This window comes from Vibrio frigidus, assembly GCF_042465995.1.
GTDB lineage: Bacteria > Pseudomonadota > Gammaproteobacteria > Enterobacterales > Vibrionaceae > Vibrio.
This window is the reverse complement of sequence record NZ_JBCDMC010000005.1, coordinates 180,958-206,850: the sequence shown is the minus strand read 5'-3', so window position 1 is coordinate 206,850 and position 25,893 is coordinate 180,958. Positions and strand designations below refer to the sequence as shown.

Sequence of the window (25,893 nt, the reverse complement as noted above, 5' to 3'; positions counted from 1 at the left end):
ATAGCAACACATTACAAATTAGCGACGAGGATCATGTGGATTACTTATTAATATTACTCAGTGTTGATAGCCTAATGAAAGTGATATTAGGGTCACTCATAGGCTTATGTCTTGGATTAACAGGTGTTGGTGGCGGCGTTTTAATTATTCCTATTCTTCAGGTCATATTTGGTATGCATACGATTATGGCTGTCGGGACCGCAAGTATTATCTCTTCCATCGTCAAAGCGAACGCTGGCATTTCGCATATCATGGTTGGAAATGTCGATTGGAAAGCACTAAGATGGATGCTATTAGGAGCCCTTCCTGCTACCTTTATAACCACTGAATTGATTATCCATCTTTACAGTATTCCCGCCCTATCCTCTAGTATTAACAGCGCTATCGAGTTTGCAATCATTGGTATAATGCTCGTATCCTTAGTCTCCATTTACAATAAATATCGACAATGCGCTAACCAACAATCTGGTCGTATACACTCAAACAAGGTGGCCGTTTCAACTGGGGCCACTTGCGGTACAATTATGGGATCGACGGGTGTTGGTGGAGGCGTGATGTTGTTGCCCGCATTTAATACCTTACTTGGTGTCGGAATTAAAAAATCCGTAGGATCATCATTAGTGATGGCCCTTATTCTTTCCAGTTTAACCGCACTAAATTATAGCAGAGGCGGACAAAGCGATTTAACAACAGCAATACTTATGTCATTAGGCGCGTTTATTGGCGTACCTGTATCAATGAGATTAATGAAAAAGATAAAAGATAAACATGTTTATATATTAACCCTTGTCATTATTGTTATTTCTCTCGCAATGATCTTATTCAAACAATAACAAGTTGTATAATTTAGACCCTCAATATTAATAAGTTGTGCAAGTTAAAATTAATTTGTTCTCATCAATGTATTATAACATCATTGTTTTCTTGAGGAATAAAGTTGCAGTAAAGGTATCAGTTCATTTCAAAGAAGTCGCATTACATCAACGTATTTGTGAGGCCAGTTTAAAACTCAGGGTAACTCACCAGCTTTAAGTAAGAGCATCAAGTTGTTGGAAAAAGATACCTAACTTCACTTCTAAGGCGAGGAACGCTAGGAATACGTTACATTCACCTGCAAACGTAAAAAAGAACGCCTAAATGACGTTCTTTTTTTTGTCGTCGATTCACTCTCATTAGGTACATTTACCCGAATAGCTACTCGTTAGCTATCAACGTTCACCGAACGCGACACTCACATTGGTATATATTGGTTTCCACAGGTATTGGAAAACTGATTTTTCTCCCGTAGTAATATTCACTTCACCTGTCATACCCGGCAAAATAACAAACTTTTCTGGGTCATTATGAAAGTAAGGTTTCTCAACTGAGATCAATACTTCATAGAATATATTGCCTTTTTGATCTTGAGATGTCGTCGGTGAAATACTTTTGACGCTCCCTTTTAGCGCACCAAAACGGCTGTAATCAAATGCATCTATTTTTACACGTGCTGGTTGACTTACACTTACAAAACCAATATCTCTTGGAGATAGCTGCGCTTTAAAGTCGGCTTTTCCTCCAATAGGAACAATCTCTACAACCGTACCGCCCGGTGGTATAACTGCACCAATTTTTGTGCTTGGTATACTTTGTACTAAGCCTTGCAAAGGTGATTCTAATATCGTATTGCTTAACTTCGCTTGCCCAGTCCGAACCCGAGCTTGTAAAGCGGATAAATCAGACACAGCTTTGGAGCGTAGGTCGCTTACCTCTACTTTTTCTTCTGCTAATAGTTGTTCGATTTTCTGCTCATTAGAATCAACTTGCCTAAGAAATACCGCTTTTTTACCACGCGCTTCCTGAATTTGCTGTTCAATAGACGCGAGTTTTTGTTTCATTTCCAATACTCGAAGCTTTGAAATATTACCGGATTTCTGTCCTTTTTCTAAAATCACAAGCTCTTGCTGGGTCGCCGACAACTGTCGTCTAAAAGATGGCAAGGCTTTCTCGACACTGTTTAGTTGCTCCGCAATCTGCTCACTCTCTTTTTCAAGAACGATTTGTTTTTGAAAGTATAGTGCTTTTTGAGCGCTTAATTGGGCCAATTGTTGGCTGACAATTTCGGGGTAATCTACTTGAAACACGCCGAAAATTGGATCTCGGTTTTCCAATAACGCATTCATTCTTTCAATGCTCGCTTCTAAGGTCACTCTTTGTGAATCCAACTCTTCTAGGGCGGTTTGTTGAAAGGTGGCGTCAAACTCAACCAATGGTTGACCCATTTCAACTAATTCACCTTCTTTGACTAAAATACGCTTTAACTTGCCACCGATGTCGCTCTGCAACACTTGCCGCTCACCTTCCGGTATGACTGAACCTTTTGCTTTTGCTATTTCATCCACTTGTGTTAGCACCGACCATGTACCAAACGCAATGACACAAAAACCAACAGCCCACGTAGCAAGTGAAAGGAATCTCTTGGTGTTTCGAGATTCAACCACATCTCCATACATATTACTCATTCACACTCTCCAATCCTTGTGGGCTTTCTGATTCCGCTTGGTTTACAGGCCCTGCGTAAACAACACTTCCTTCATCGAGCACAATGACTTTATCTGCTAACTTTATTAAATCTAGATCGTGCGAAGTAAAAATAACGGTTGCCTTACTTCTTTTACTTTCAATAAATTGGCTAAAAACACTTTTTGCTGATTCATGGCAATCAGAAACCGGGTTATCCATTAAATAGAGTGGATAGTCATGTACCAACGCTTTTGCGTCTATTAATACTTGTGCTTCATACCCTACCAATGAATCAAATATACTTTGAGGTGATAGTTTGCTTAATTCTGAGTCTAGACCATCAGGTAATGAACTCAACCAAGGCTCTCCCCCTACCACCTTTATCGCATTCAACATCGTTTCTTCACTAATACCATTACCATCATCAAGCCATTCTCGCACCGTTAGAAGCAAGATGTCCGGATGCGTCGCCCTATAATAACTCCAGTGCCGAAGCAACTGCGGATCATATTGATTTATGTTCACTAAGTTCAACTCAACAACACCGCTTTGCACAGACTGTAAACCAGCAACAACACCAAGCAAAGAGCTTTTACCGCTTCCCATTGGGCCTATAATCGCCACGACTTCACCGGACTCAATTTCAAAGCTAACCCCGCTCAACGCTGGCTTCGATTGCTTAGGAAAACGTAACGTCACTTGTTCTAGTTTTATTGAAGGCGCTTCCTTCGATAATGCTTGATGTTGATAGCTAAAACTACGGTCACTGTTTTGAGTTAGTGTTCGATTCACTTGGATTTTTGACTGTTGTAATAGTTGCAATCGACCTGCGCTATTAGCAAGTAGTTGGGCAGGTCCAGTAATTCGAGAAATAAGCATCATAGAAGCAATAAGGCCACCCGCGGTCATGACTTGCTCAAAGATGAGTCCGATACCCATCCCTATAATTGCTAAGGTAGAACCGACTCCTATAGCGTAATACAGCGACGTATACTTGCTTTGAGTTGTCGCTTGATTAAAACCATTTTTCGATGCCAAATAATTGGCTTTATCAAACCGAACCTTCCACGGTTTTAATACATTGGCGCTACGCATAAAACCGAGTTTACTTGACAGTTCGTTTAACATGTTTTGACGGTTGGTTCCCGCGACCGTCGCTTGGTTAGCACGCGTTACTGATTTCTGAATATTACGTTTTGCAAGCAAGTAATAACACACCAGTGATATGGCGGGGACTAATACCAACCAGCCACCAAGAATACCAATGGCGAGCAAAAACAAAATAACGAATGGGAGATCAAATAAAGCACTTCCTAATGGCCCTGAAAATACACCAGAGATACGGTCTGACATTAAGGTCTGATTATACTGCGCAGATGACGCGGTACTTTGCACTTGGGTGTATGCACTAGAAAGTATCTTTTGCACTATCGCTTGAGAAATCTCTCGGCTTATACGATTCGAGACAGTAGCCAATACCTTACTTCTCAGAACGCGTAGAAGCCACATCATGGCAAACAGAAGTGCTGCACCAATCGCAATACCCTCCAATTCATGGCCAGCGTCACCACCAATAACATGGTCATAGATAGACATGGTGATAAATGGAATGAACAACGCAAACACATTAGTAAAAAAACTAACAAGCATAAGTTTCGGTATTAAAGGTCGAAATGCAGCTAGCCGGCCTCCAACCCAATCGGGCTCGATTTTTTCCTTCGGTGCATCGTCTATCAAAATGTAGTAACTATTAAGACTGTCTTCAGGTGTTTTAGATAGATCAAATTGTTCGGTTTCTAGTGCTAACACCTGATATTTACCATCAAAGAAACGCCCCAACTTGGCCTCTGAGTCACCCGTGACAAACAGACACAGCCGATGTTCTGATTTACACGCTTCTTTATGGGATGGGAGCAATCTATAGGGTAGCTGTAGGCGGTCAAAAAGAGCAAACAACTCTTCTATTGTCTCTAGCCCATTTTCATCAATCCACTGCTTGGCAAATAGTTGGATGTTACTATTCACTTCAAGTGCACTTAATGTCTTTTGGGCGCATATACTTAGTGATACATTCATATTGATGTCTCCATCACTAAGTCAACGGCAAGTACTTTGTTGCTCAAGTTAATAAACTGTGGGTGATGGGACACGATGAATACAATCTTGTTTTTTTCAGACTCTATTTTGATTTTATTGGCCAAGCTTTCCATACTGGCTAGATCGAGATCAACCTCAGGTTTATCGAAAACTATTATCTGTTTATTATTAGCTAGTTGAGCAATAATATTAATGAGCTTTACGCTACCATCACTCAGAACATTACTTGGTGTGATCCCTACTTTCGTTTCTAGCCCTTCAGGTAATCGTGTAATAACAGAATGTAGTCCAAGCTCTTTAACGTAATCATTTACTAATTGTGCGCGCGAAGGTTCAAACCCACATAAGTTATCTAATATCGAACCAAATAAAAGTTGCCCACGACTTCCCACATAAGCGATGTTTTCACGAAGAGGAAACGGGACATTTTTTGACGTTATCTGCCCATGAATCACCTCATCGTTACCAGAAACTGCCGCAAGTATATGACTAGCAATATGCCGGATATCGCTCTGTACTAAAACGATATCACCCGAGTGATAATCTCCAGATACTTTATACTGGTGCCCAAAGCGATCAATTATTACGTCAACCAACTCAATTACACCAATGTCAAAATCAACATTTAGATTCTTAACAAGTTCGTCATCATTGTCGTTTACCGCTTTCACCATCTCGATTGCTTGGTTAGCACTGTGCATTGCATTCAACTTTACACGCAGACCAACCAACGCACTTAATGGTGCAACAGCCCGACCCGATAAAATTGAACACGCGGCAAGACCACCGGTTGTTAGTTGTCCATCCAATACCCACAAGCTACCAACAATCACCAATACTACTGATGTTGCTAAGGATGCGAGTTGAATACACTCTTGAGCGAAGGCGCTTTGTTGCTCTTCTGATGCTTTACTAAGGGCGCGCTCATAATTGATCCGTTTAAACTGACTATAGATCCGCGATTCAACGGCTTGCCGCTTTATACCCTGCAACGTATTGGTCATTACCATAAGGAATGAAGAACGTAGAGATTCCTGTTTTGCTGTTGCCTCATTCAATTGCTTGGTTCGAAAAGAACTTCCCCAAACCAAAATAAAGGTGATAAGCCATACAGCAATAGGAACCAAGACTAATTCCCCACCAACATACGCAACCAAACAGAGAAAAATCAGGGCGAAAGGCACGTCAATAATCCCTGAAATCAACCCACCTGAATGAAGTTCTTTCGTTTTGCTAACCGAATCTAATCCGTCCTGAACACCATCAAATTTTAGGTTAAGTAGCTGTTTTGGTGTGGCTTTATCTAAAAGTGAAACAAGATAGGAAAAATTGGCCTTTTCTGTATTGCTGGCAGCAGCAGAAAGTAACCAGGTACGAATGAATCTAAGCAACGATTCTAATAAAACCGCTATCATCGCCCCTGCAATCAATAATGTCGCGGTACCGTAGCTTTGATTAGGCAATATGCGGTCATATATTTGTAATACCGTTAACGGCACGGCCAATGAAAGAATATTAATTAAAAGCGATGGCAACACAAGTTGCGTAATCGTATTCTTTTTGTTGGTTACTAATTGAGACATACTCCATCCATGATCTATGCGCGTAAAGTTATATTGGTATACAATTCACTATATTACAAGTAAGGTTCTGTCTTCAAATAGCTTTAATTGAAAATAGAATTTTTAGGTAAGGTAGTCAAAATTTACTACAACTGACGTAAATAATACGCGGTTTATATGCAGGGAGTAGTAAGCGATCTCATATTTACGAGCGTTCGCTGTTGAAGCATTCTCCACTAAATTAAAGCCGCTGTAATGAGGCAAGTACAGTAATCGATTCGATATTGCCTCTAATCGATATCTGTTCTATCTTCAGCCCGTATTTAAAGAACTTGTCCCTTTGAGCTTCAAACAAGACAAATACTTTACTATCTTTCATCCTATATTAAAGTCGACCATAGAAGGTCACTCTTGCCGGTTCTGATAAACTCACGTCTGCCGAGCATTATAAGCCAAGACAACCAACATTCGAGTTTTGTCTCCTTGTGTCGGTGTTACTCTATGTATGGCGTTGCGACCTGTGAAAAGCGTTAACGTTCCAGGCTTCACTTTCAATACTTTCGGCTGTTGTTCTACAGATAAAATTTCTGCGACACCACTGTATTTCATTTCACCCGTGCCTATTATCTCGCTTATCCAGACAGAACCATGGCAAAAAAAAAGCAATTGAACTCATTGCATGGCTGTCAGAAAGTATGAAATAACACATGAATTAAAAGTGAACGGAGTAACCTATAATTCGCAGACTATTGATCTAACTCAATTTACGCTGATGTTTTAGTTATTCATCACCCATTTGGGTGATGAATAACTAATCTTATTATCACACACTGACCTTCTATATGCGCCAGTAATTCAACGCAAATATGGCTCATTTTCATTTTGAATTTCTGATAATTTTTAGCCTTAAAATATCTCTAATTTCAGAACATAGAAGGGAAGGTAATGAAAACATTATTTTTAGCGCTTACGTTAACTAGTATGTTAGTTGGATGTGGCGGTAGTGATAACAACAGTGATAGTAGCAGTGACAACAACGATTCAGGGAGCAGTGCAACGTTAACCGGGGTGTTTGTTGATAGTCCTGTGGGAGGTATCTCATATCGAACTGAAACAAAAGAAGGCACAACGAATGAACTTGGTGAGTATGATTATGTTGATGGAGAATCGGTCACATTTTTTATTAACGATTTAGAATTTCCGCCAGTGTTAGCGAGCGGCATAATTACGCCTATGGATATGAGCGATGAGCCGACTACACAGACCAATATCTTGCAAATATTACAAACGCTAGATAAAGATGGTAACCCAGAAAATGGAATTACGATTGATGCCGCCACCACTGCAGCATTTGCTGATGCGAGTGAACTAGATATCACGTCTGCAAGTTTTGATACTGATGTTGCAGGTAAATTATCTGGTTTAGGTCTGACTATTGTTAGCAAAGAGGATGCGCAAGATCACTTCAAGAGCACGCTACTTGGTTCCTGGGTATTATCTGAGGGGGAAAACAAACGCAATGTTCTCACCTTCATCGATGAGAACCGCTACATTATTATTCACGAACACAGTGATGACGGCGACCAAGAAGCAGGCTCTGTCGAGTATGGCACCTATACTTGGGATCTAGAAACTGGAGGGTTTCTTGTTAATGTTACTGGAGAGTCTGATTCATCAGGTGGATTATCTGACCTATCCCCTTCTACTACTATCTCAGTTGAGCAAAACAATCTTAACTTTACGGCTCCGGAGGAAGGCTCGTTCACTTTCACACGTATTACTAGTGATGATAACTCATTAATAGGTGCATGGAGTATGCATGAAGAGGATGATGATAATTGGAATATTCTCACGTTTATCTCAACGACTGAATATATTATTGCTCATACCAATAACCAAGAGTCTTATTCTGAAGGATCGGCGCAAGCCTATTCTGGGGAATTTGGAACCTACAGTTTAGACGGAGCAAATAAATTTAACGCCTTAAGTGCAAGTGTTGATTCTGATGGTGAGGGTGGACTTTACAATGTTCAAGATATGTCTGATCAAGAAAACGAAACCATAACCGTTCATCCTTGGGGGGATCTTAGTTTCGTTGATCAGGACGAAGGTTCGTATAGCTTTGCACGGATTGGTCGTTTTTCTACCACGACTAAAGTGAATGTACTTGAGGAATCAGGTTCTACTCTTCTGCTTGGTGATTTAGATGAAATATCCATTACACGTTCTGATGATTTTTATAATTTCAGAGAAGATTATGACCTTTGCCAATTTGTTATAACAACAACGAAAGGTGGTGAAAACATACCATATAACAATTTTTCTCTTCAATTACGTTCAAGTGAAATTGGTACTATCAAATATAACGATGCAGACGAAACGAGTAACGTTACATGGAAAGTCGATTCATCAGGAACCTTAATTTGGCAAGAGGCTGACTCTGTTAAGGAAAGCCATTTCGTTAAAATCAAAGGGAAAGAGAACGCTATTTTGGCGTCCATGGTAACTGAATCAAGTGAGAATACAGAGGATACTTTAGTTGAGGCTACCTTTACTTGTTCAATGACACCTTAATTTTAGATAATGCAATTTATAGATAGCTCGGCAATAAAACTCTAATCCATGTTTCCATCGATTGGAGTTTTTTGTGACTAAAGGAAAGTTGCATTCTCTTCACGACGTAAACTGCTTTCTTGCATAACCTAGTTCGCCACTTGCCCTATTTTAGGCAAAAAAAGAGCCGCTAAAAGCGACCCTAATTTGTGCAAAATTTTACAGTTATGACGAGTGTTACTCTTTACCGTAAACGTTGTTCTCTTGCTCTTGCACGCGGATAAATGTTGTACGCTTAGTTAGCTCTTTAAGCCTTGCTGCGCCTACATAGGTACAGGTTGAACGTACGCCGCCGAGGATGTCTGAAATGGTTTCATGAACGCTTCCACGGAACGGGATGAGTACGGTTTTGCCTTCGGCTGCACGATACTTCGCGACACCACCAGAATGCTTCGCCATCGCGCTCTCGGAACTCATGCCGTAGAATTTCATGAACGTCTTGCCATCCTTTTCTACCGTTTCACCACCAGATTCTTCATGTCCAGCTAACATGCCGCCTAACATGACAAAGTCTGCGCCACCACCAAAGGCTTTTGAAACATCTCCAGCGCATGCACACCCGCCATCACCAATAATTGCACCACCTAAGCCGTGAGCGGCATCAGCGCACTCAATAATAGCGGACAACTGTGGGTAGCCTACTCCCGTTTTTACGCGGGTCGTACAAACCGAACCAGGACCAATGCCCACTTTGACAATGTCAGCACCAGCAAGAATGAGTTCTTCAACCATGTCGCCAGTGACGACATTTCCTGCAGAGATAACCTTATCTGGAAACTGTTCACGCACCTTCGTTACGTACTCAACTAAATGTTCAGAGTAACCATTAGCGATATCAACGCAGATAAATATAATATCGTCGGTCATCGCCATGATATCAATGGTCTTTTGAAAATCGACTTCTGACGTACCGGTAGAAACCATAACGTTATTTAATATTTTAGAGTCCGAACCTTCAATAAACTGTTTCCAATCATCAACGGTGTAATGTTTGTGAACCGCGGTCATAACGTTATGTTCAGTTAATGCTTTGGCCATTTCGAAGGTTGCAACGGAATCCATATTCGCTGCAATGACTGGTACGCCGGACCAATGACGGCCACTATGCTTGAATGTGATGTCGCGGGTTAAATTAACTTGAGAGCGACTTTTAAGCGTTGAACGCTTTGGACGAAATAATACATCTTTAAAGCCGAGCTTCAGTTCCTGTTCAATACGCATTGTGCATTTCCTTGTTTCAGTAACGATGTGCCTAACACCTAGTCTTAAAGAAGGTGCATTCTGATCACCTTTTGCAGTCGGTTTTCATGCTTCGGGCACAAAAAAACCGGAGCATTGGCAGACGCTCCGGTTTTCAGCATTATAGGTCGATAATCCGCGCTGACAAGTCTGATATTTGACTTTTTTTTGTGGTATCCTGACAAAGATTCCATATCCTAAACTTATCTAAGACGTCTTCTAATTTACACACAACTGTTATTACTTATTTACTTACAATAGGTTAAGTTATTGCTTAGACTCTCTATTCAAGACGGTTTTTCTTCTCACCATTGAATTTACCACCCGCGCGACCACACAAGAATCAGCGATAGTTTATGTAATGAACTTGGTCTTCATTGTTTTACATCAAAAATTAAATCTCATTTAGTAAGACAATGCACTTTCTAACCCATTTTATTGCTCAAATAGGGAATTCGCTATGGCAGATCCACATATCAAATCGGAGATGGATTGGATCGATCATTTAACCGTGATCATCTATCGATTAGGCTTTACATTTTGCTTTCCAGTCATTGCATTACTACCTTGGGGTCTTGACTACCCAATTCAAAATCTCGTTTTTGTCTGTGCCATCATGTGCGCTTCATCGTTACACGTTTACATGAAGCCCTTTCGGCTGCTTTTACAAATGGCGACTTGGGTCGGTTTAATTTGTGTATTGCTTGGATATCCAGAAATAGGCCTTGGTGGTGCATTTATCACGCTTGGTGGGCTCTGTTACAAAGAATATTTCTGTTTCAAGATACCTGGACTGCCATTTCAGCCTTTGATACTCGCTGCATTATGGTTCAGTTTGCAGTTTGATGCAGATCTCGCAAGTAAGGTTTTTGCATCCGCATCATCCCTACTATTTTTGATCGTTAGCATCGCCAAGTGGCGCATGCCAAGACACTTTGATATTGGCGACAAAACGAAATATGATGTGTAAAACGACAAAGAGCAGCTTCAATAATTAAAGCCGCTCTTTGTTAACTCTTTATATGTAACGCTATATACCGTTTGCGAGCCTTCTTATTACGGGAAATAGATCCGATGCTAAGAGGCCACGTTCACCCTCTTTTTCAACGCATATGTCTGCTGCAACCGAATGAATCCAAACACCAACACGAGCCGCGACGCTCAGAGATAATCCTTGTGCTATCAATCCGGCTATTACACCCGTTAGCACATCCCCCATCCCTCCTGTTGCCATACCAGGATTCCCGCTTTGACAAACCCAATATGACTCTCCGTCATAAATAATTGTGCCCGCACCTTTTAAAACGACAACACCACCATATTTCAGCTGCAACTTTCGAGCACTTGAGAAGCGGTCATGCTCAACTTCTGGTACGCTCATATTTAGAAGCCTCGACGCTTCTCCGGGGTGCGGGGTGATGACGCGGCGTCGATTGAAATCTGGGGTCTTTGCTAGCACGTTAAGGCCATCAGCATCAACAACCATTGCCTTTTCAACCGTTCTGGAATAGCCAACTAGCGATCGTCCCCAACTTGAACTACCTAGCCCGGGCCCCAGCGCGATAACGTCAGTCCACCATAGGTGATCGTTTATTTCGTTGCTGTTTCCGCGCCAATCAAACACCATTATCTCTGGTCGAGCACTGACCAGTGCTGGTACATTTTCAGGCTGTGTGACGACTCGAGTAAGCCCCGCCCCCACACGAGCACATGCTTCAGACGTTAAACGAATAGCACCAAACAGGCCTCTATCACCGCCTAAGCAAAGTACACGTCCAAAATCGCCCTTATGTGATGCGCGCGCGCGTTTAACCAGATGATCATTAACATCAGATTGAGAGATGAGCTTAATGTTGGACAGCACCGATTTAGTAAATACATCAGAGAGACCCAGCCCCGCAAAAATGATATCCCCGGTATAATTAGCGGCTTGTCCGGTATATAAGCCCCTTTTAAGGCCAATAAAAGAAACCGTATATCTAGCAGCAACACATACACCTAACACCGAACCGGTATCTGGACACAGTCCGGATGGTATATCAACCGAAATGGTTTCCGCTTCACTTCGATTAATGTGTGCGATTACTTGGGCATATTCTTCACGCAGATTTCCTTCATAGCCTGTCCCTAATAATGCATCCACTATTAGGTCACATTTTTTTAAGGTGTTATCAGAAAAAGACTCTATTTTCCCACTGACTTGAGCCCACTTTTCCTGGGCTATTTTTGCATCACCCTTGACCTTACTTAACTCGCCTACATGCACTAAAGTGACGTTGTAACCTACCGCTTTTGCTAAACGTGCAATGACGTAACCATCACCACCATTATTGCCTGAGCCGCAGTAAACATGCATGCTGTGAGAGTCTGGAAAACAACGCTGTATATGTTCAAATACTGCCGTTCCGGCTCTTTCCATCAACTCAAACATGTCTAAACCTAGCTCAGCGCTTAGTTTTATTTCCCCAGCTTTTACTTGTTGCGCGGTATAAAGAAACCTTCCCTGATCAACCACAATGACTACCCCTTAATGTCATTTTTTCTATTTTCCGTCATTGCTTCTGCTGTTGCATCTTGAATAGAAAGAAACAATGATTTTATCTCTCCGGTTGGAGTTCGCATCGGATTAAGGGTCACATTTTGATACATATAATCCGCTTGTTGCGTAATAGGCCTTACGTTTCTGCACTTAAACAAATAGGGCCTTTGTCGCCAAGTAACAAAACTTCGACAACCTAGATCGAAAACAGGCTTTGCCTTAATGACAAACCATTCTTTTTGTATCTCAGGAAATACTTCAAAAATCGATTTCCCGATCGCATCATGCGCTTGCTTGCCACTATGATGCGTCATAAAACCATTCCAGACTTGTATATTAAAATCTTTATCTAGTACCACTAGACCAAGATCAACATTCTGAACCATGTCCACCATCCAATGAAACTGCTCAAACTCAGCTGGTAAACCTATCATCAAAAATCCTCCATTAGATAAGAGAGTTTGTTGTCCAAAATTGGCAGAGATTCATCAACGAACATAAATAACAAATCGCATCGAATGCTCGTGTTGTCAATGTTATAGCTTACCTCGAATGTCATGGTTTTTTGGAAGGACCCAGAGGTTGATTCGATAATAGATTCAATCGGTATATGTTGTCCAAGAAGTACAGGTTGTCCTTGGAAAAACCGAACCTCAGCTTGCTGACCCAAACCATTTAGGAATGATCCGACTAGAATGTTAGACACATCCATTAACAGTTCCAACTCTTCTAGCTCTACACTCTCTGCTGGCACCTTCATCAAACGTTTTAAGTCCGTAATACTTGAGTCACTTAGTAGCACCAACGCCTCGCCAGCAATACCTTCGCCATTGAAACCTTGGCAAACGCCAGAAACTTGATCATTGTCAGCCAGATCTGCGAGCGCCATATGTAATTCGGTCACTTCGAAAATATTCACGTTTGGCAAAGGTAAATGGACAAAGACGTCAAAATGTCGTGCCAGAGCATCGGCAGCTCGACCAATAGAAACATTAGCCACCTCCATATAGATATCCCTTCTTTTTAATATAGGAAGTTCAATAGTTCGATTTGGAGTGACTTGAGATATTTCTGCAGGATTGACAAGGGATCGAAGAACCGACTTTAGATGCTCTTTATCCATAGGTTTTTGGATGAAACCTTTTGCACCTAGCTGTTCTACTTTTTGTTTTGCTTTTGGTTGAATATCACCGGAGACGACGACAACATCAATAATGATATTTCGTTTTTGAATCTGTTCTAATGTGCCATAACCATCCAGTTCAGGCATAGTTAAATCCAAAAACATCAATTTGAATTCTTGTTGTTCTAGTTTTTCTAGTGCATCTAACCCATTTACTGCGAAAGTAATATCAGCATTTAGTGCAGCGGGTAAGGATCGAGCCATCTGCTTGCGAGCCAAAGCAGAATCATCACATATTAAAACCGGATAGGACATATACCACCATTGTTTTATACTGATTTAAATAACAATATCTTACCAGATATATAACAAAGCATTACAGTAAATGTCGATTAAAGCAAAAAAGTCAGCCTAATACTGGCTGACTTTTTTGATAATTCACATAATTAACAATAACGCTTAGATCACTGTGGCCACAAGGTAAGGACAAGTACACGAAGTATCACAGCAAAAACAACGAGAGAAATACCAAGCCGATACCATTTATATTCCGCAATAGACAGCGGTACGCGCTTGTAAAACATCGTCGCCACGCCTTTCCAATCATTACTTCTCTTCCCATATAGAAGAATTCCCGTCATTACGAATATGATACCAAATACTAAGAAACCTTTTTCGATCCAAAATAGATTGCCTTCCATGACACATCCCTGCAAATTTGATAAACACTTGACTATTTTATCGTAGAACCGCAATTAAAGCAGTTGTACCATAGTCTAATACCCGTAATGCCATTGTCGAATGGCTTGTGTTGCATATTTACAGACACAAAAAAAGCCAGCTTCATACTGACTTTTAACTAGGTAACCTAGAAACGTTATCTTAGACCGCAGCTTTATCCAGTTTCTTATTCGAAACCTTCGTAATACTGTCTCGGTAACTGAACCACAAGAACGTAACCACCAAAGAGAAAAACAGATACGAAAAGGCAAAAACAAGTGGTGAGGTGATAATAGAGGTATGAACCCCAATCGCGATACCAATTGTTGTAATAATAAGCTTTGAAAAAATACCACAGAGCAATAATAGTAGAGCTAATTCAGGAAACCGTGTTGTTCTGAAAGCAAACCAATAACAGCTGCCTACCGCTAACGAAGCGACCGTCAATCCCAACATAAATGAATGGATATGATCTGCTGAAATAATACCGGCTGAAATTGAAGCCATTACCACTAGGAAAAGTTTCATGATTTACCTCTTATACGTCTGATTTTGGCATCCCTTCATAAATGAAATCTTATTTTGCAGTGCATTTTGCCTGTTTTCGGTCAAAAAACAACCCCCGTCATGTAAATTATTTCCAAACTATCATTTAACACATTAACTATTAACATACGTGAAACATGTCAATACTTTAAAGTATTGATATTTATTGTTTTACTCTCGTCATAGAAACCGATGTTAATATATGGTTAAGTTTATAATTGTAAGTTTAAGTGTAAATATTTGTGTAATGTATGACAGTTAAGTTACATTTTTACTGAATTGGCGACATAAAAAGAAAAAGACCAGCATATGCTGGTCTTTATGAAATGGATTACATTTTAGTTATCGAATAATTATCAACCTATCTAGATCGGCTACAGAGTCGATTTTCACACTCTTCGCTTGCTTAAAAACGTTTAACTAATCAATAGCTCTAACTCAGACATTTTTTCTATCTCTAACGCATCACCCGTAAATAGAGGGCTATAGGCACTTGAGCGATAATAGATGGTTTGAATACCCGCACTTAGTCCTGTGACGACACCTTTCGCTGTGTCATCAATATACACGCATTCTTTAGGGGAATATCCCATACTCATCGCGGCATAAAGTAATAAATCTGGTTCAGGTTTCCAACTGTTTGCATCAAAAGCAGAAAAAACCTTACCTTTAAACCTGTCTAACAAGCCAGTAAGTTCTAGGGAGCGTTCTATTTTTGTTTTTGGACTATTTGAAACAACACAATACTGGAGCCCCTTCACAGTTAAACGATCAAGAAGTTCACTAATACCCGCCACTGGCTCTAACTCTTCGTGAAATAAATGCTGAACTTGTGCTCGATAGAATGGCTCTACATCGTCCAGCGATACCTTAATGTTAAGTCGTTCTATTGTGGCGGTAAGAATATCGGCGACTTTGCCACCTTGAAAGTGCGCGATACAATCTTCGATACTTATTTGATCGTTATATTTAGAAAAAACGTTTACTAGCGCTTTACAACATAACTTTTCACTGTCAATCAGCACGCCATCACAGTCGAAAATGACACACTTGGTTTCGTTTACTTTCAGAGTCATAACCGTCCCTATTTCTGTTGCGTAGCCATACTAACCTAACGATAATCTCCCTCTCATCACACCAACCTTTTATACCAAGTCAGTTATGCGATAAAACTAAGGCTACCTGTATACTTATAATGGGTACTGAAAAAGAAAGAACAAGAAACAACAGAGAAGAATGGTAGTGAGGCACGTTATTAACATTGAAAATTTAAGGCTGATCACTTTAAATCGTTCATAATGAACAAACTATAACCAGACGGATTTAGTTGCAAGATACAATAAGTTGATTGAAAGTCGTCGAGCTATCTTGACACGCCACTAATTTTCTTACGAAGTGCTGAATGACGGTTTGATCGTTCTTCAGTGATATTAAATCTGAAATAAGCAATGTACGGTCAGACACTGTTGTCATACCGCAGACGGTTGCTTGCCCACCTTTAAATCCTAAGTATAGATTATGATCTTGAGACAGTGCTATTTGAGCAAAAAATTCTAACACATAGTTTTGATCGCTCTTGTCCGACCAAAACGACGACTGTAGCTGCGCAAACATAACGGTTAATCGATGAAAGTCGACCAAATAGACATCATCTAATAGAGACTCGTCTAACGTTTCTGTTTCCGTCGCCGTAATTTCTACGTATTGGACCTGCTTTTCTCGTGCTATATATAGGTCACGACCCAAGAGACTCTCGGGGGTAGGGAAACTCACATCGACATGACTTTTTAACCACTGATGTTTCTTCTCAACTGGCTCTATTTGTGAAATCATTTGATATACATCTAATTAATTGGAGGAATGTTAGATACAGATTTCTCTGATATCCGTGTTACATCCGAGCGAAATTGGCTCTTAGGATATCGCATCCAGATCATGATTGTTATCAAAAAGTAACTAGACGTCATAGTTATCTTTGGTAATCTTTAACAGATTAATATCCGACCACCGTATGATAGACTCGCTATATAAATAGCGATCTAAGGAATAATGATGAAGAAAGTACTCTTAGCTGTAGGAATATCAGCCTTACTTGTCGGCTGTTCAGACAACGAGGTTGGTGATGTGTCACTCGGTATTTTTACTATGAAGGATATCAAACTAGATCATATGGCGGATCCTGTGGTTACAGGCGTGACCTGCCATATAGCTTCTATTGAAGCCGACTTCAGCTTATCGGACCCAAGTGATAGCTCTATATCTTGCCGCCAAACAGGAGAGATAACCTCAGAGATGATCGCCGAAATAGACAAGAGTAAATCTGGTGAAGTCGTTTTAAAGAAATCCAAAAGCATATTCTTTAAAAACATGAAAATCAGACGTATCTATGATGGAAAGAACCAGACGTTGATGTACCTCTCATACTCGACCAAAGAAACATCCGGCAGCTTCAAACATAGCCTTTCTACTGTTCCGCTCTGGGGAACGGCGGCTTATGTCACACCGACATTGGATTCGGAAGCTCAATAGTAATAAGAAAGGATTGGCAGATCACCAATCCTTTTAAGAGTTACTTTGTTAGTTCTTTGCGACTATCAACGTCAACTCAACTCGACGATTACATGCTTTACCGGTCGATGTACCATTATTGCATGCAGGCATATATTCCCCATAACCACGCGTGAAAATATTATTTGAATGTAGGTCGCTACGCAGCAACTGTGACTTTACCTCTGACGCCCTTTTTTGAGATAGCCGCTCATTATTTGATAATTTACCTGTACTATCTGTATGGCCGTCTATGACGATATCGACATTTGAATAACCTGACAAGAATACCCCAAGTTTGGATAACCAATCTTGGGATATAGGGGATAATGAGGCAGACCCGGTTTTAAAGTTAATATTTTCCTTCAGTTTGATCATGGTATGGCCACCAGACACCACTTCATACTGTATACCTTGCAAAGACAAAAATCTTGCCACTGAACTCATGTCATCATTTTCTCTTTGTCCATAAGAACGTTGAGCCGCATTTTGATTACGCGAAGTAGACGTACTTTCTGCCCATTCTGGGTGAAGTAATTGGGATCCATTCAGTGGAGCCGTATTCAGCATAGAGAACTCACTCATCGTTCCACATCCACTAAGTATGACCATTACCAAGCTGACTATCAGTCTCATAACACCACCCAAGAAAATTCATATGTAATCAAAAATTGTATCGGCCTAAACCTAAATATCTTTATAGCATAATAAAATATTTCTAAAAGTTGACCTAAATTTGTTATCCGTATCTTTAATCATCGGTTTACAGACTGTAGAATCAACCCAATATTCCATTTATTGGTTAATAACATGCTAAACAAACTCGTTCGACTGTTTCTATTGGTGACCTTCACCCTTTTTGTTGCTGCCTGCAGCGACTCAAATACGCCTCAACTTGGTAAACAGTACAGCGCACTACCAAACGACTTATCCGAATTTAACTTATCCCCCGTTACCGAGGTGTTTTCTTTAACCTGTGGCCATTGTCGAAATATGGAAGCCTCGATACCAGAAATAGAATCACTCACCAAACAGAAAGTCGGAAAAATTCACGTTACCTTCAATCAAAGCGCCCAGGTTAGTGCCATGCTCTATTATGCTGCTGTAATGCAAGTAGAAGGTCAGCCAGATCACGAATTGGTTGCCGCACTATTTGAAGTGGTACAGCAACAAGAAGGTACGATGGATCAAAAGCAAGAAAGAATCGAGGAAGTATTTGTCTCTCGCGGTTTAGTGAGTCCTTATCGATTCGACAGCTCTCACGTGGCTGAACTAGAACAACACATGACATTCGCTGACGACGTTTCTAAAAAGGCGGATATTAACTCTGTACCAAGCTTTATCATAAAGGGTAAATATTTGCTTATCACTGAAGGTCATGAAGACATTAAAGACCTCGCAACCACCATTAACTACCTACTTTCGAAATCAGAATAAAAAGGAACTCCTGTGTCTAAAATTATCTTTCCCATTGTAATTCTTGTTCTTGCCGCATTTTTTATCTATCGCACGTGGAATAATCATAAAATCGCAGACGCAAACGTGGTTATTGGGCAAACGTTTTTAGAAAAAAATGCCAAAGAAGAAGGCGTCATTACTACCGAAAGCGGACTTCAGTACAAGGTATTGCAGGAAGGTACGGGTACCGAGAACCCAACCGCCACGAGCAAAGTTAAGGTGCACTATCACGGTACATTAATTGACGGTACAGTTTTCGATAGCTCGGTTGATAGAAATGAACCGATTTCGTTTGGATTAAATCAAGTCATAAAAGGCTGGACTGAAGGGGTGCAAACCATGGTTGTTGGGCAAAAAATTCGTTTGTTTGTGCCAAGTAATCTTGGTTATGGCAAAGGTGGCAGCGGACCAATCCCACCAGCATCGGTACTGATATTTGATGTTGAGTTATTAGAAATACAGTAAGTATTCGAATAAAAACGAAATGTATCTAATCGTTGGTCATTAAATCCTGTAAAAATGGTCGTGATTGTACTGCTTAAAGCCCATTACTTTGTTAATGGGCTTTTTGGGTATTAGGTAACGTCCATCTGATCTTGGACGAATAATAATGTCTGAATAAGACGCTAGGCTTTCGTTTACCTCACTTCGTATTATTGTTTTATTTTCACATTTACTATGATTTTTCCTAGTGACACGATTTCGTCATAAGTGGATAGTAACGACTGTATTTTTGTTATTGTTTTCAGAGGCCGTTATCGTGAATTGTAAGGATTGTTCATCGCAATCGTGTCGTACAAGTAAGGCAACATCCTCTATCAAATGGCGCCTTGATTATGGAAAGGTGTTTCGATTACTCGCGTTAATTACACTCATCCTTGCTTGGTATTGGGGTCAAGAGCATAACAGGCCTGATTGGAAAAGTGATATTCAAGGACTTTATCCTAACGCTAAAATTTCAGCAATAAACGGTAGCGAAGCACTCTTTACGATGGCTAACAATGGTGCGGAGTATTATGTCTCTGTCGCCACGGATAACAGTTATGGTGGACCACTAACGTTAGCGTCAATCATTACCAAAGAAGGCAAAATCAAAACGGTAGAGTTGTTGAACCACAGTGACACTCCTGCGTATATCCAAAAGCTTTTAAATGCAGGATATTTACGACAGTTTCAACGAAAACCTGTTGATTATTTACCCGTCTCAGGCAAGAACTGGGATGCAGTTAGTGGGGCAACCCTCAGCTCCAACGCGATCATGCATGCCAATACTAGGGCATCACATACCATTGCAAAACTGCGTTTTTCTCTATCCCCTAAACCATTACAAAAAGAAATCGACCTTACTCTTAATCACGTTTTAATCGCGTTACTCATTGTGCTGTCAGTCATCAATATTTGGGTAGGCAGTAAGAAGCTAAAGCTCAGTTACGTTTTGGGTAGCATTATCGTTATTGGCTTTATGACCAATCAGCTACTCAATGTAGCTAACTTCTCTGGGTTATTGTTAGGTTTTGTACCCGCACTCAGTGAAAACCTCGGTTTCTGGATTCTATTTGGTAGCGTCTTCGTCGCGGTTATCCTTCTAGGAAGAAATATCTATTGTGGTCATATCTGCCCATTCCATGCTATCCAATTTCTATTACAAAAAATCAGCAATCTTAACTTCCTTCTTCTGCCTATTGTTCTGAAGTATGGTCGCTATATACCTAAGATAGGCCTATGGATCGCTTTGATGATTGGGCTCGTTACCGTAAACCCTAGTGCTGGTGCATATGAGCCATTCTCGATGATATTTTCGTTGCAAGGTGATGGTATTCAGTGGTTCATAATGCCTGCTGTTATCGTTGGTTGTTTTTTTATACCCGACATGTTTTGTCGTTTTTTCTGCCCTGCGGGAGAGATGCTAACCCTACTAGTTAATTTAAGAAATAACCTTGTATACCAGATCAAACAATTCGCAAAACGTAAGGAAACCAGAGGGTAATATGATTGCTTTCATACAGGACGAGTACAGAGAAATGAGTAAACCAACCAAGCCTCCCAAGACAAAAACCAAAGGACTTCAATGGGCTTCGACAGCACTATTGTTTGTTACAAGCGCGATTATCATTGCATTCCTTTTTGACTCGTTTATTAAAAACTATACCTGAGCGATTGGCCGTTAATATGAACAAAATAACCCATGCTTTAATGAGTATCCTCTTTAGCCCTGTTTACGAAGACCAAGACATTCTCGTTTGTTATGCCAGTCAAACGGGAACCGCCGCTAATTTGGCTTCTCAATCCGGCGATATTATACGCAAGTTAGGAAGAACCGCCGAGGTCCAGTCACTTTCATCATTACAACCTGCCGATTTCAAACGATATAAACAGGTATTACTGATTGTAAGTACTTGTGGAGAGGGCGACATCCCTGATAACGGAATACTATTTTATGAGCAGCTCAAAGATTTTCCGACTCTCGATATCCCCGTTGGTATATTGGCTCTTGGAGACAAGAGTTATTCTCACTATTGTTTAGCCGGAAAATTATTTCATAACGAGTTGCTTCGTATGGGGTTAGCAACAGAAGATGACCTTGTCATGGTCAATGGTAACCCGATGCAAGATTGGCAGAACTGGCTCTCTCAACAGCTAGAATATGACATCGACATTAGCCAAACCAAGTCGGTTAACACACCAGTAAAATTGGTCTTGGCAGAGAAGATACCCTTACATACCTCAACTTGCGTCGACAACTCAAATCAAGCCTTTCACCTACGTTTCGACATTCAGGGCAACATTACACAACCGTACCTAGTAAACGACCTTGTTGGCATTACCCCACCAGGAAGTGCTAAAGAGCGATTATACTCAATTGCCTCATCCCCTACCGAAAACCCTAATCAGATTTCTTTATGCGTAGCGAAGCACCAGTTTGTGTTGGATGGAAAACTTACAAATGGATTGTGCTCAGATTTCTTAACCGAACATCTACCTGTAGGGCACGAACTGGTTGCAACGATTAAGCCCGGTGCAGGAATGTCATTACCCCTAGATGATATACCGGCTATCTTAATTGCAACGGGAGCGGGAATCGCACCTATGATGAGCCTGTTAGAAGAGAGAAGGCAGCAGCTTCATTCAGGAAAGAACTGGTTAGTATTTGGTAATAGGCACGCTGAAAGTGATTTCTACTATCAACAGAAATTAATACGATACGTCGCGGAAGGCGTCATCACGCAACTTGATACCGCATTTTCTCGAGATTCTGAACAGAAAGTTTATGTACAGGATAAGTTGAATCAACACAACACACAGTTAGCTGGTTGGTTACTAGATGATGGCGCACAAGTTTACGTGTGTGGTAGACCTGAACTAAAAGCTGAGATTTTAGCGGTGTTCAAAGACGCACTCGCTACGCGATACGTCGACGAGCAAGAAGTCGTTAATTACTTAAAGGCGATGCTGGAAGATGGCCAAATTACATTCGAGTTGTTTTAAGGAGATTGATAGGTTGAATAACCAGATCGCATGGTTTAAACAAAGCGCAAGCTCACCTATAAAGGCGGGCTTGCGTTAGATTAAAATAAAGAAAGCCATCACAATGGAATATAGCGTCTGGCAACCGTGTCATTTTCAGACTAAAGAATTTAATTGTATTCCAGCTTGATATTTGTTCATGAAACGATACCTTTTCTGAACAACTCCGCGATTAAACTTCCTCTATTCGTCGCGCCTAATATTCGTCTCATTGATTCAATATGGTATTCAATGCCTGAACCACTGATATGTAAAGTCTCTGACATCTGTTTTGTAGAAAAACCTTCCACCATCAAACTGGCTATTTGGATGGCATTTTCACAGAATGAACCTCTTACTTTATACAGGTTAAAATCTTTCCCTTCAAAGGTTAGCCATAATTTATATATCTTGTTTGCAATACCAACGAGTTGCTCTTGATTGCGCTTCAAAAACAGTTGAGGATTTTGGTTTTTCTCGTTCTTAATTCTAAAGCACAGGATGACCTTCCAACGCTGTTCAATATTGTCACAAATGGGTACCAATATAGTAAATGTGTTTTGATCTTTCGTTTCCAGGCCGTAGGGTGATATCTCAAGCGACCTTATATGTGGTGAATCCATAAGTGGCACATTATAAATAATCGGATTCTCACTCATTAATATTCGCTCGACATTATGGTCATTCTTGCTAAGGAAACCGGGCGGTGAGCACCAAGTACGATTTGAAAACGTATTATTGTTCGAGTGCATTAGAGTCATATATTTGTACTCTTTCCCTTTGAATCCATCCCCTCTTCGTTCATTGCGTTTTTGGCCTCCCCATATATCAAAGTTGGCCAGTGTCTCCTGTTCAAAAAGTTGTTCGGATATATTGTCTTGCCAATGATTAAATAGGGGAAGGTTCATGCTCGCAGTACTCCTGAGCCTTTTGTTTCGCTTGCTGTTTTTTTATATCATCAAGAGTACCCAATACGTCCTCTATCAAATCATCTAGATTTGGCATTCCATAGTGTCGGCAATAACTATATAAGCTATAGGCTCGAACAACATCTTTGTCTATACCAAAACCATGCTCTAACATAGACCCCATTATAAAATAGGCTTGTAACACCTTTTGTTCCATCGCTAATACTATATATTTACGAGCGCTTACGTAGTCGGTTGCCGTATCTTGCCCTTGATAATAGAGTTGCCCCAAACGATATTGCGCGAATCTATCGCCTTTGTTGGCGGCACACTTAAGAAGTGAGATTGCTTTTACGACGTCTTTGTCTACTCCCTTCCCTCGTAGATAAAGGTCAGCTAGGTTTGTTTGCGCCTCTGTTATTTCTTTGTTTGCGAGGCCATTTAGAATGTCAAAAGCCTTGCCAAATTGATCACTTTGAGAATACAGCGTCGCCATCGCAAATTGAGCAGGAATAAAGTCGCAATCCGAGGCCTTTTTAAACCAATCAAATGCGATAGGTTGGCTTTTAGCAACATGTTCACCTAAAGAATACATCACGCCCATTTGATACTGCGCTTCAACTAATCCTAAATCAGCGGATTTAGTTAAGTATTTTACTGCCAATTCTGCATTATCATTGTGTTTCATTCCCTTGAGAAGATTCGCTGCCTGTAGATAGTAGTTCTGCGCGTCGGAAAGCTCTTCGCATGGTTTTTCATGAGTCATGTTAGGTAACCTTTTACTGTGATATTTGGCCTTCCTGGCCTATCGAAATATCCTTATTTATTTAACGTTTATTCAATTATTTATAAGAGGCTCTTTCATTTGGTGCTATTTGGGTTCTCCAGGTAACAGCAAAAATCACTATGGAAATAAAACCAAACATAACCAAACCCATTGCACCTGACTGAGGTTCTCTCTCTACAAAAGAAGCCCAAGACCAAGCAATACAAAACCACATGCCTACGGCTGAAGCGAGGATGCCGAGCTTCGCTATCCAATTTAGCTTATATAAACGATCAAGTTTCCTGTACCCGATAAATGCCGTTACAGTGAACATACCCAACAGATACCACATTAATGCCATCATAATTTTATGCTCCTATTAAACTTCGATGTCTTTGCCTGTTTTCCAAAAATCAAAAACGGCTTGTTCATCAAATACATTTCCGTATCCAAATAATTCATCCATTACTTTCATAAAGGTATGAATCGGTCCGCCCGTATAAGCATTAGAAGCATCAATTAATCTATGGTGCCAAAAATCCGGCTTATTCCATGGGCAAGCAGTCATGCAAATCGCACAGTCAGTGCCACTATCTACCCAATATTTGTAGCATTTTTTGGCGTCATTATAGAATTTTTTAACGCCTCTCTGATGGTGCCAGGAGTACTCTGGATTTTCACCATTTTCATAGGTTGGTCCCCACCCCGGCTTGTCATCTAAACTGATCGCTTTTGAGGGACACTTCTCTGCACATAATTTGCATTTCTCACAGAACTCCATAATCCCAAAAGACTTAGGTTTATCATATGCTTCGTCAGGTAATTCTAGGTCCGTATAGACTTTCGCAATTCGAACACGAGGGCCAAAACGTGGGGCCATCATGTGACCATTACGAGCCCCTTCGCCTAGACCCGCCTCTATAGCATAAGCAACACTATTTCCCAAATCGTTACCCGCGCCAACAGCCTGATAACCTAACCCTCGAATAAATGTCGCTAAGCTCCCGGCTACTGTTGCCATCTGGGAGTATCCCATACCAACAGCGGCTCCGGACACGTAAGAAGGTGCTGTAGCGATTGCTTGGTAATCCTCCTCAATTAAAACAACTATTACGGTTTTTGGCACAAACGGAAACTCATCCCAAGAAACCTCTCGTCCTTCTTTCGAATCATAAAGCGGGTCCCAATTCCACACCTTATGGTTACGAGTAATTCCACACCGTGTTGCCCCTAACAGTCTGGCAGCTGACTTTATACTCTGGCTTGCATCTTCGGCACTTTCAAACTGCCATTGTTGATCCATGAGACCATGTTGCTCCCAACCGTAAACGCCAGATTTAATCTGCAGCGAAGACGAACCAGGCGCTAATACATCATCCATCGCCCAACCAGACATCATCAAGGCAAGATCTAGTTGTCGCATTCCAGGCTTTGAATTATCCATTCCAACGAAGGGATTAAAGCCATGTTGTTGGAAATTCCATCCATTTTCGAAATTTTTATTTCTTTCAGGAAATTTGTCCGCCAGCAATGGCGACTTAATAAACGTCCAAATCGAGTTTTCTTGTGGCATGGGTTTCAATACATCAGGATCGATGGGAACAGGGAAATCGCTATGACTTACACCTTCTATTTTGTTTGCCGCGTAAGTAGAGGAAACGCCTACCCCCGCAATAGCAGCGGCTCCTAATCCCAATTTAAAAAAATTGCGACGTGAGTTGTCTTCAATTTCATTTTCGTTTTCTTTTTGGTTTTCATTTGACATAATA

25 protein-coding genes are annotated in these 25,893 nt (G+C 40.7%); 8 read left to right on the top strand and 17 right to left on the bottom strand.

All coding sequences use genetic code 11. The features are described from left to right. Window positions 1-35 precede the first annotated feature (35 nt). Entirely contained in the window at window positions 36-833 is a 798-nt protein-coding gene (locus AACW90_RS10455; RefSeq protein WP_390233985.1) for a sulfite exporter TauE/SafE family protein, read from the top strand. 375 nt (window positions 834-1,208) lie between these two features. Here the strand turns inward: AACW90_RS10455 and AACW90_RS10450 are convergent, their stop codons facing one another. The 4 genes from AACW90_RS10450 to AACW90_RS10435 form a co-directional block, all read right to left on the bottom strand. Then, window positions 1,209-2,501 (bottom strand): HlyD family type I secretion periplasmic adaptor subunit, encoded by a 1,293-nt coding sequence (locus tag AACW90_RS10450; protein ID WP_390233983.1) that lies wholly within the window; start codon window positions 2,499-2,501, stop codon window positions 1,209-1,211. Next, window positions 2,494-4,578 (bottom strand): ABC transporter transmembrane domain-containing protein, encoded by a 2,085-nt coding sequence (locus AACW90_RS10445; RefSeq protein ID WP_390233982.1) that lies wholly within the window; start codon window positions 4,576-4,578, stop codon window positions 2,494-2,496. The genes AACW90_RS10450 and AACW90_RS10445 overlap by 8 nt, the downstream gene beginning before the upstream one ends. Beyond that, window positions 4,575-6,182 (bottom strand): AAA family ATPase, encoded by a 1,608-nt coding sequence (locus AACW90_RS10440; protein WP_390233980.1) that lies wholly within the window; start codon window positions 6,180-6,182, stop codon window positions 4,575-4,577. Before AACW90_RS10440 ends, AACW90_RS10445 begins: the two co-directional genes overlap by 4 nt. Before the next feature lie 408 nt (window positions 6,183-6,590). Next, window positions 6,591-6,770 (bottom strand): hypothetical protein, encoded by a 180-nt coding sequence (locus AACW90_RS10435; protein WP_390233978.1) that lies wholly within the window; start codon window positions 6,768-6,770, stop codon window positions 6,591-6,593. Between the two features lie 336 nt (window positions 6,771-7,106). Between AACW90_RS10435 and AACW90_RS10430 the strand changes: the two genes are divergently transcribed. Next, on the top strand, window positions 7,107-8,735 hold the full coding sequence (locus tag AACW90_RS10430; protein ID WP_390233975.1) for an adhesin: 1,629 nt from the start codon (window positions 7,107-7,109) through the stop codon (window positions 8,733-8,735). A 216-nt stretch (window positions 8,736-8,951) separates the two neighbouring features. Here the strand turns inward: AACW90_RS10430 and AACW90_RS10425 are convergent, their stop codons facing one another. Next, window positions 8,952-9,995 (bottom strand): GMP reductase, encoded by a 1,044-nt coding sequence (locus AACW90_RS10425; protein WP_390233972.1) that lies wholly within the window; start codon window positions 9,993-9,995, stop codon window positions 8,952-8,954. Between the two features lie 478 nt (window positions 9,996-10,473). Between AACW90_RS10425 and AACW90_RS10420 the strand changes: the two genes are divergently transcribed. Beyond that, entirely contained in the window at window positions 10,474-10,983 is a 510-nt protein-coding gene (locus tag AACW90_RS10420) for a DUF2301 domain-containing membrane protein (RefSeq protein WP_390233969.1), read from the top strand. A gap of 60 nt (window positions 10,984-11,043) precedes the next feature. Here AACW90_RS10420 and AACW90_RS10415 read toward each other — a convergent pair whose 3' ends face one another. The 7 genes from AACW90_RS10415 to AACW90_RS10385 all read right to left on the bottom strand — a co-directional run bounded on the left by AACW90_RS10415 (window position 11,044) and on the right by AACW90_RS10385 (window position 16,774). Continuing rightward, window positions 11,044-12,528, bottom strand: coding sequence for an NAD(P)H-hydrate dehydratase (locus AACW90_RS10415; RefSeq protein ID WP_390233966.1), 1,485 nt, complete (start codon window positions 12,526-12,528; stop codon window positions 11,044-11,046). Between the two features lie 5 nt (window positions 12,529-12,533). Then, the gene (locus AACW90_RS10410) at window positions 12,534-12,986 is read right to left on the bottom strand and encodes a PAS domain-containing protein (protein WP_390233963.1); all 453 of its coding nucleotides are present in this window, start codon (window positions 12,984-12,986) and stop codon (window positions 12,534-12,536) included. After that, complete coding sequence (locus AACW90_RS10405; RefSeq protein ID WP_390233961.1) at window positions 12,986-13,990, bottom strand: response regulator; 1,005 nt, start codon at window positions 13,988-13,990, stop codon at window positions 12,986-12,988. Before AACW90_RS10405 ends, AACW90_RS10410 begins: the two co-directional genes overlap by 1 nt. A gap of 149 nt (window positions 13,991-14,139) precedes the next feature. Continuing rightward, complete coding sequence (locus AACW90_RS10400; protein ID WP_195705184.1) at window positions 14,140-14,376, bottom strand: hypothetical protein; 237 nt, start codon at window positions 14,374-14,376, stop codon at window positions 14,140-14,142. 181 nt (window positions 14,377-14,557) lie between these two features. Continuing rightward, window positions 14,558-14,923, bottom strand: a complete 366-nt coding sequence (locus AACW90_RS10395) for an NADH:ubiquinone oxidoreductase (RefSeq protein WP_390233959.1) — start codon at window positions 14,921-14,923, stop codon at window positions 14,558-14,560. A 434-nt stretch (window positions 14,924-15,357) separates the two neighbouring features. Then, on the bottom strand, window positions 15,358-16,011 hold the full coding sequence (locus AACW90_RS10390; RefSeq protein ID WP_390234338.1) for an HAD-IA family hydrolase: 654 nt from the start codon (window positions 16,009-16,011) through the stop codon (window positions 15,358-15,360). Window positions 16,012-16,264: 253 nt separating this feature from the next. After that, entirely contained in the window at window positions 16,265-16,774 is a 510-nt protein-coding gene (locus tag AACW90_RS10385) for a hypothetical protein (RefSeq protein ID WP_390233956.1), read from the bottom strand. Window positions 16,775-16,993: 219 nt separating this feature from the next. Between AACW90_RS10385 and AACW90_RS10380 the strand changes: the two genes are divergently transcribed. Further along, entirely contained in the window at window positions 16,994-17,470 is a 477-nt protein-coding gene (locus tag AACW90_RS10380) for a CreA family protein (protein ID WP_390233954.1), read from the top strand. Window positions 17,471-17,518: 48 nt separating this feature from the next. Here the strand turns inward: AACW90_RS10380 and AACW90_RS10375 are convergent, their stop codons facing one another. Continuing rightward, window positions 17,519-18,124: an OmpA family protein gene (locus AACW90_RS10375; RefSeq protein WP_390233951.1), complete on the bottom strand. Its 606-nt coding sequence runs from the start codon at window positions 18,122-18,124 to the stop codon at window positions 17,519-17,521. Window positions 18,125-18,298: 174 nt separating this feature from the next. On the opposite strand from AACW90_RS10375, the gene AACW90_RS10370 reads away from it, so the two are divergent. The 4 genes from AACW90_RS10370 (at window position 18,299) to AACW90_RS10355 (ending at window position 22,432) form a co-directional block, all read left to right on the top strand. After that, window positions 18,299-18,925, top strand: coding sequence for a thioredoxin domain-containing protein (locus tag AACW90_RS10370; RefSeq protein WP_390233949.1), 627 nt, complete (start codon window positions 18,299-18,301; stop codon window positions 18,923-18,925). 12 nt (window positions 18,926-18,937) lie between these two features. Continuing rightward, window positions 18,938-19,411, top strand: coding sequence for a BamJ family beta-barrel-assembly machinery protein (gene bamJ, locus AACW90_RS10365; RefSeq protein ID WP_390233947.1), 474 nt, complete (start codon window positions 18,938-18,940; stop codon window positions 19,409-19,411). 295 nt (window positions 19,412-19,706) lie between these two features. Continuing rightward, the gene (locus tag AACW90_RS10360) at window positions 19,707-20,933 is read left to right on the top strand and encodes an FMN-binding protein (RefSeq protein ID WP_390233944.1); all 1,227 of its coding nucleotides are present in this window, start codon (window positions 19,707-19,709) and stop codon (window positions 20,931-20,933) included. Window positions 20,934-21,115: 182 nt separating this feature from the next. Next, window positions 21,116-22,432 carry a flavodoxin domain-containing protein gene (locus tag AACW90_RS10355; protein WP_390233942.1) on the top strand — a complete coding sequence of 439 codons (1,317 nt, stop codon included), beginning with the start codon at window positions 21,116-21,118 and terminating at the stop codon, window positions 22,430-22,432. Between the two features lie 176 nt (window positions 22,433-22,608). Here AACW90_RS10355 and AACW90_RS10350 read toward each other — a convergent pair whose 3' ends face one another. The 4 genes from AACW90_RS10350 to AACW90_RS10335 form a co-directional block, all read right to left on the bottom strand. Continuing rightward, on the bottom strand, window positions 22,609-23,358 hold the full coding sequence (locus AACW90_RS10350) for a helix-turn-helix transcriptional regulator (protein ID WP_390233940.1): 750 nt from the start codon (window positions 23,356-23,358) through the stop codon (window positions 22,609-22,611). Beyond that, the gene (locus AACW90_RS10345; protein ID WP_390233937.1) at window positions 23,339-24,124 is read right to left on the bottom strand and encodes a tetratricopeptide repeat protein; all 786 of its coding nucleotides are present in this window, start codon (window positions 24,122-24,124) and stop codon (window positions 23,339-23,341) included. Before AACW90_RS10345 ends, AACW90_RS10350 begins: the two co-directional genes overlap by 20 nt. A 76-nt stretch (window positions 24,125-24,200) precedes the next feature. After that, the gene (locus AACW90_RS10340) at window positions 24,201-24,488 is read right to left on the bottom strand and encodes a VcrB family reductive dehalogenase putative membrane anchor (protein ID WP_390233935.1); all 288 of its coding nucleotides are present in this window, start codon (window positions 24,486-24,488) and stop codon (window positions 24,201-24,203) included. Between the two features lie 15 nt (window positions 24,489-24,503). Beyond that, window positions 24,504-25,889 (bottom strand): reductive dehalogenase, encoded by a 1,386-nt coding sequence (locus AACW90_RS10335; RefSeq protein ID WP_390233933.1) that lies wholly within the window; start codon window positions 25,887-25,889, stop codon window positions 24,504-24,506. Window positions 25,890-25,893 lie beyond the last annotated feature (4 nt).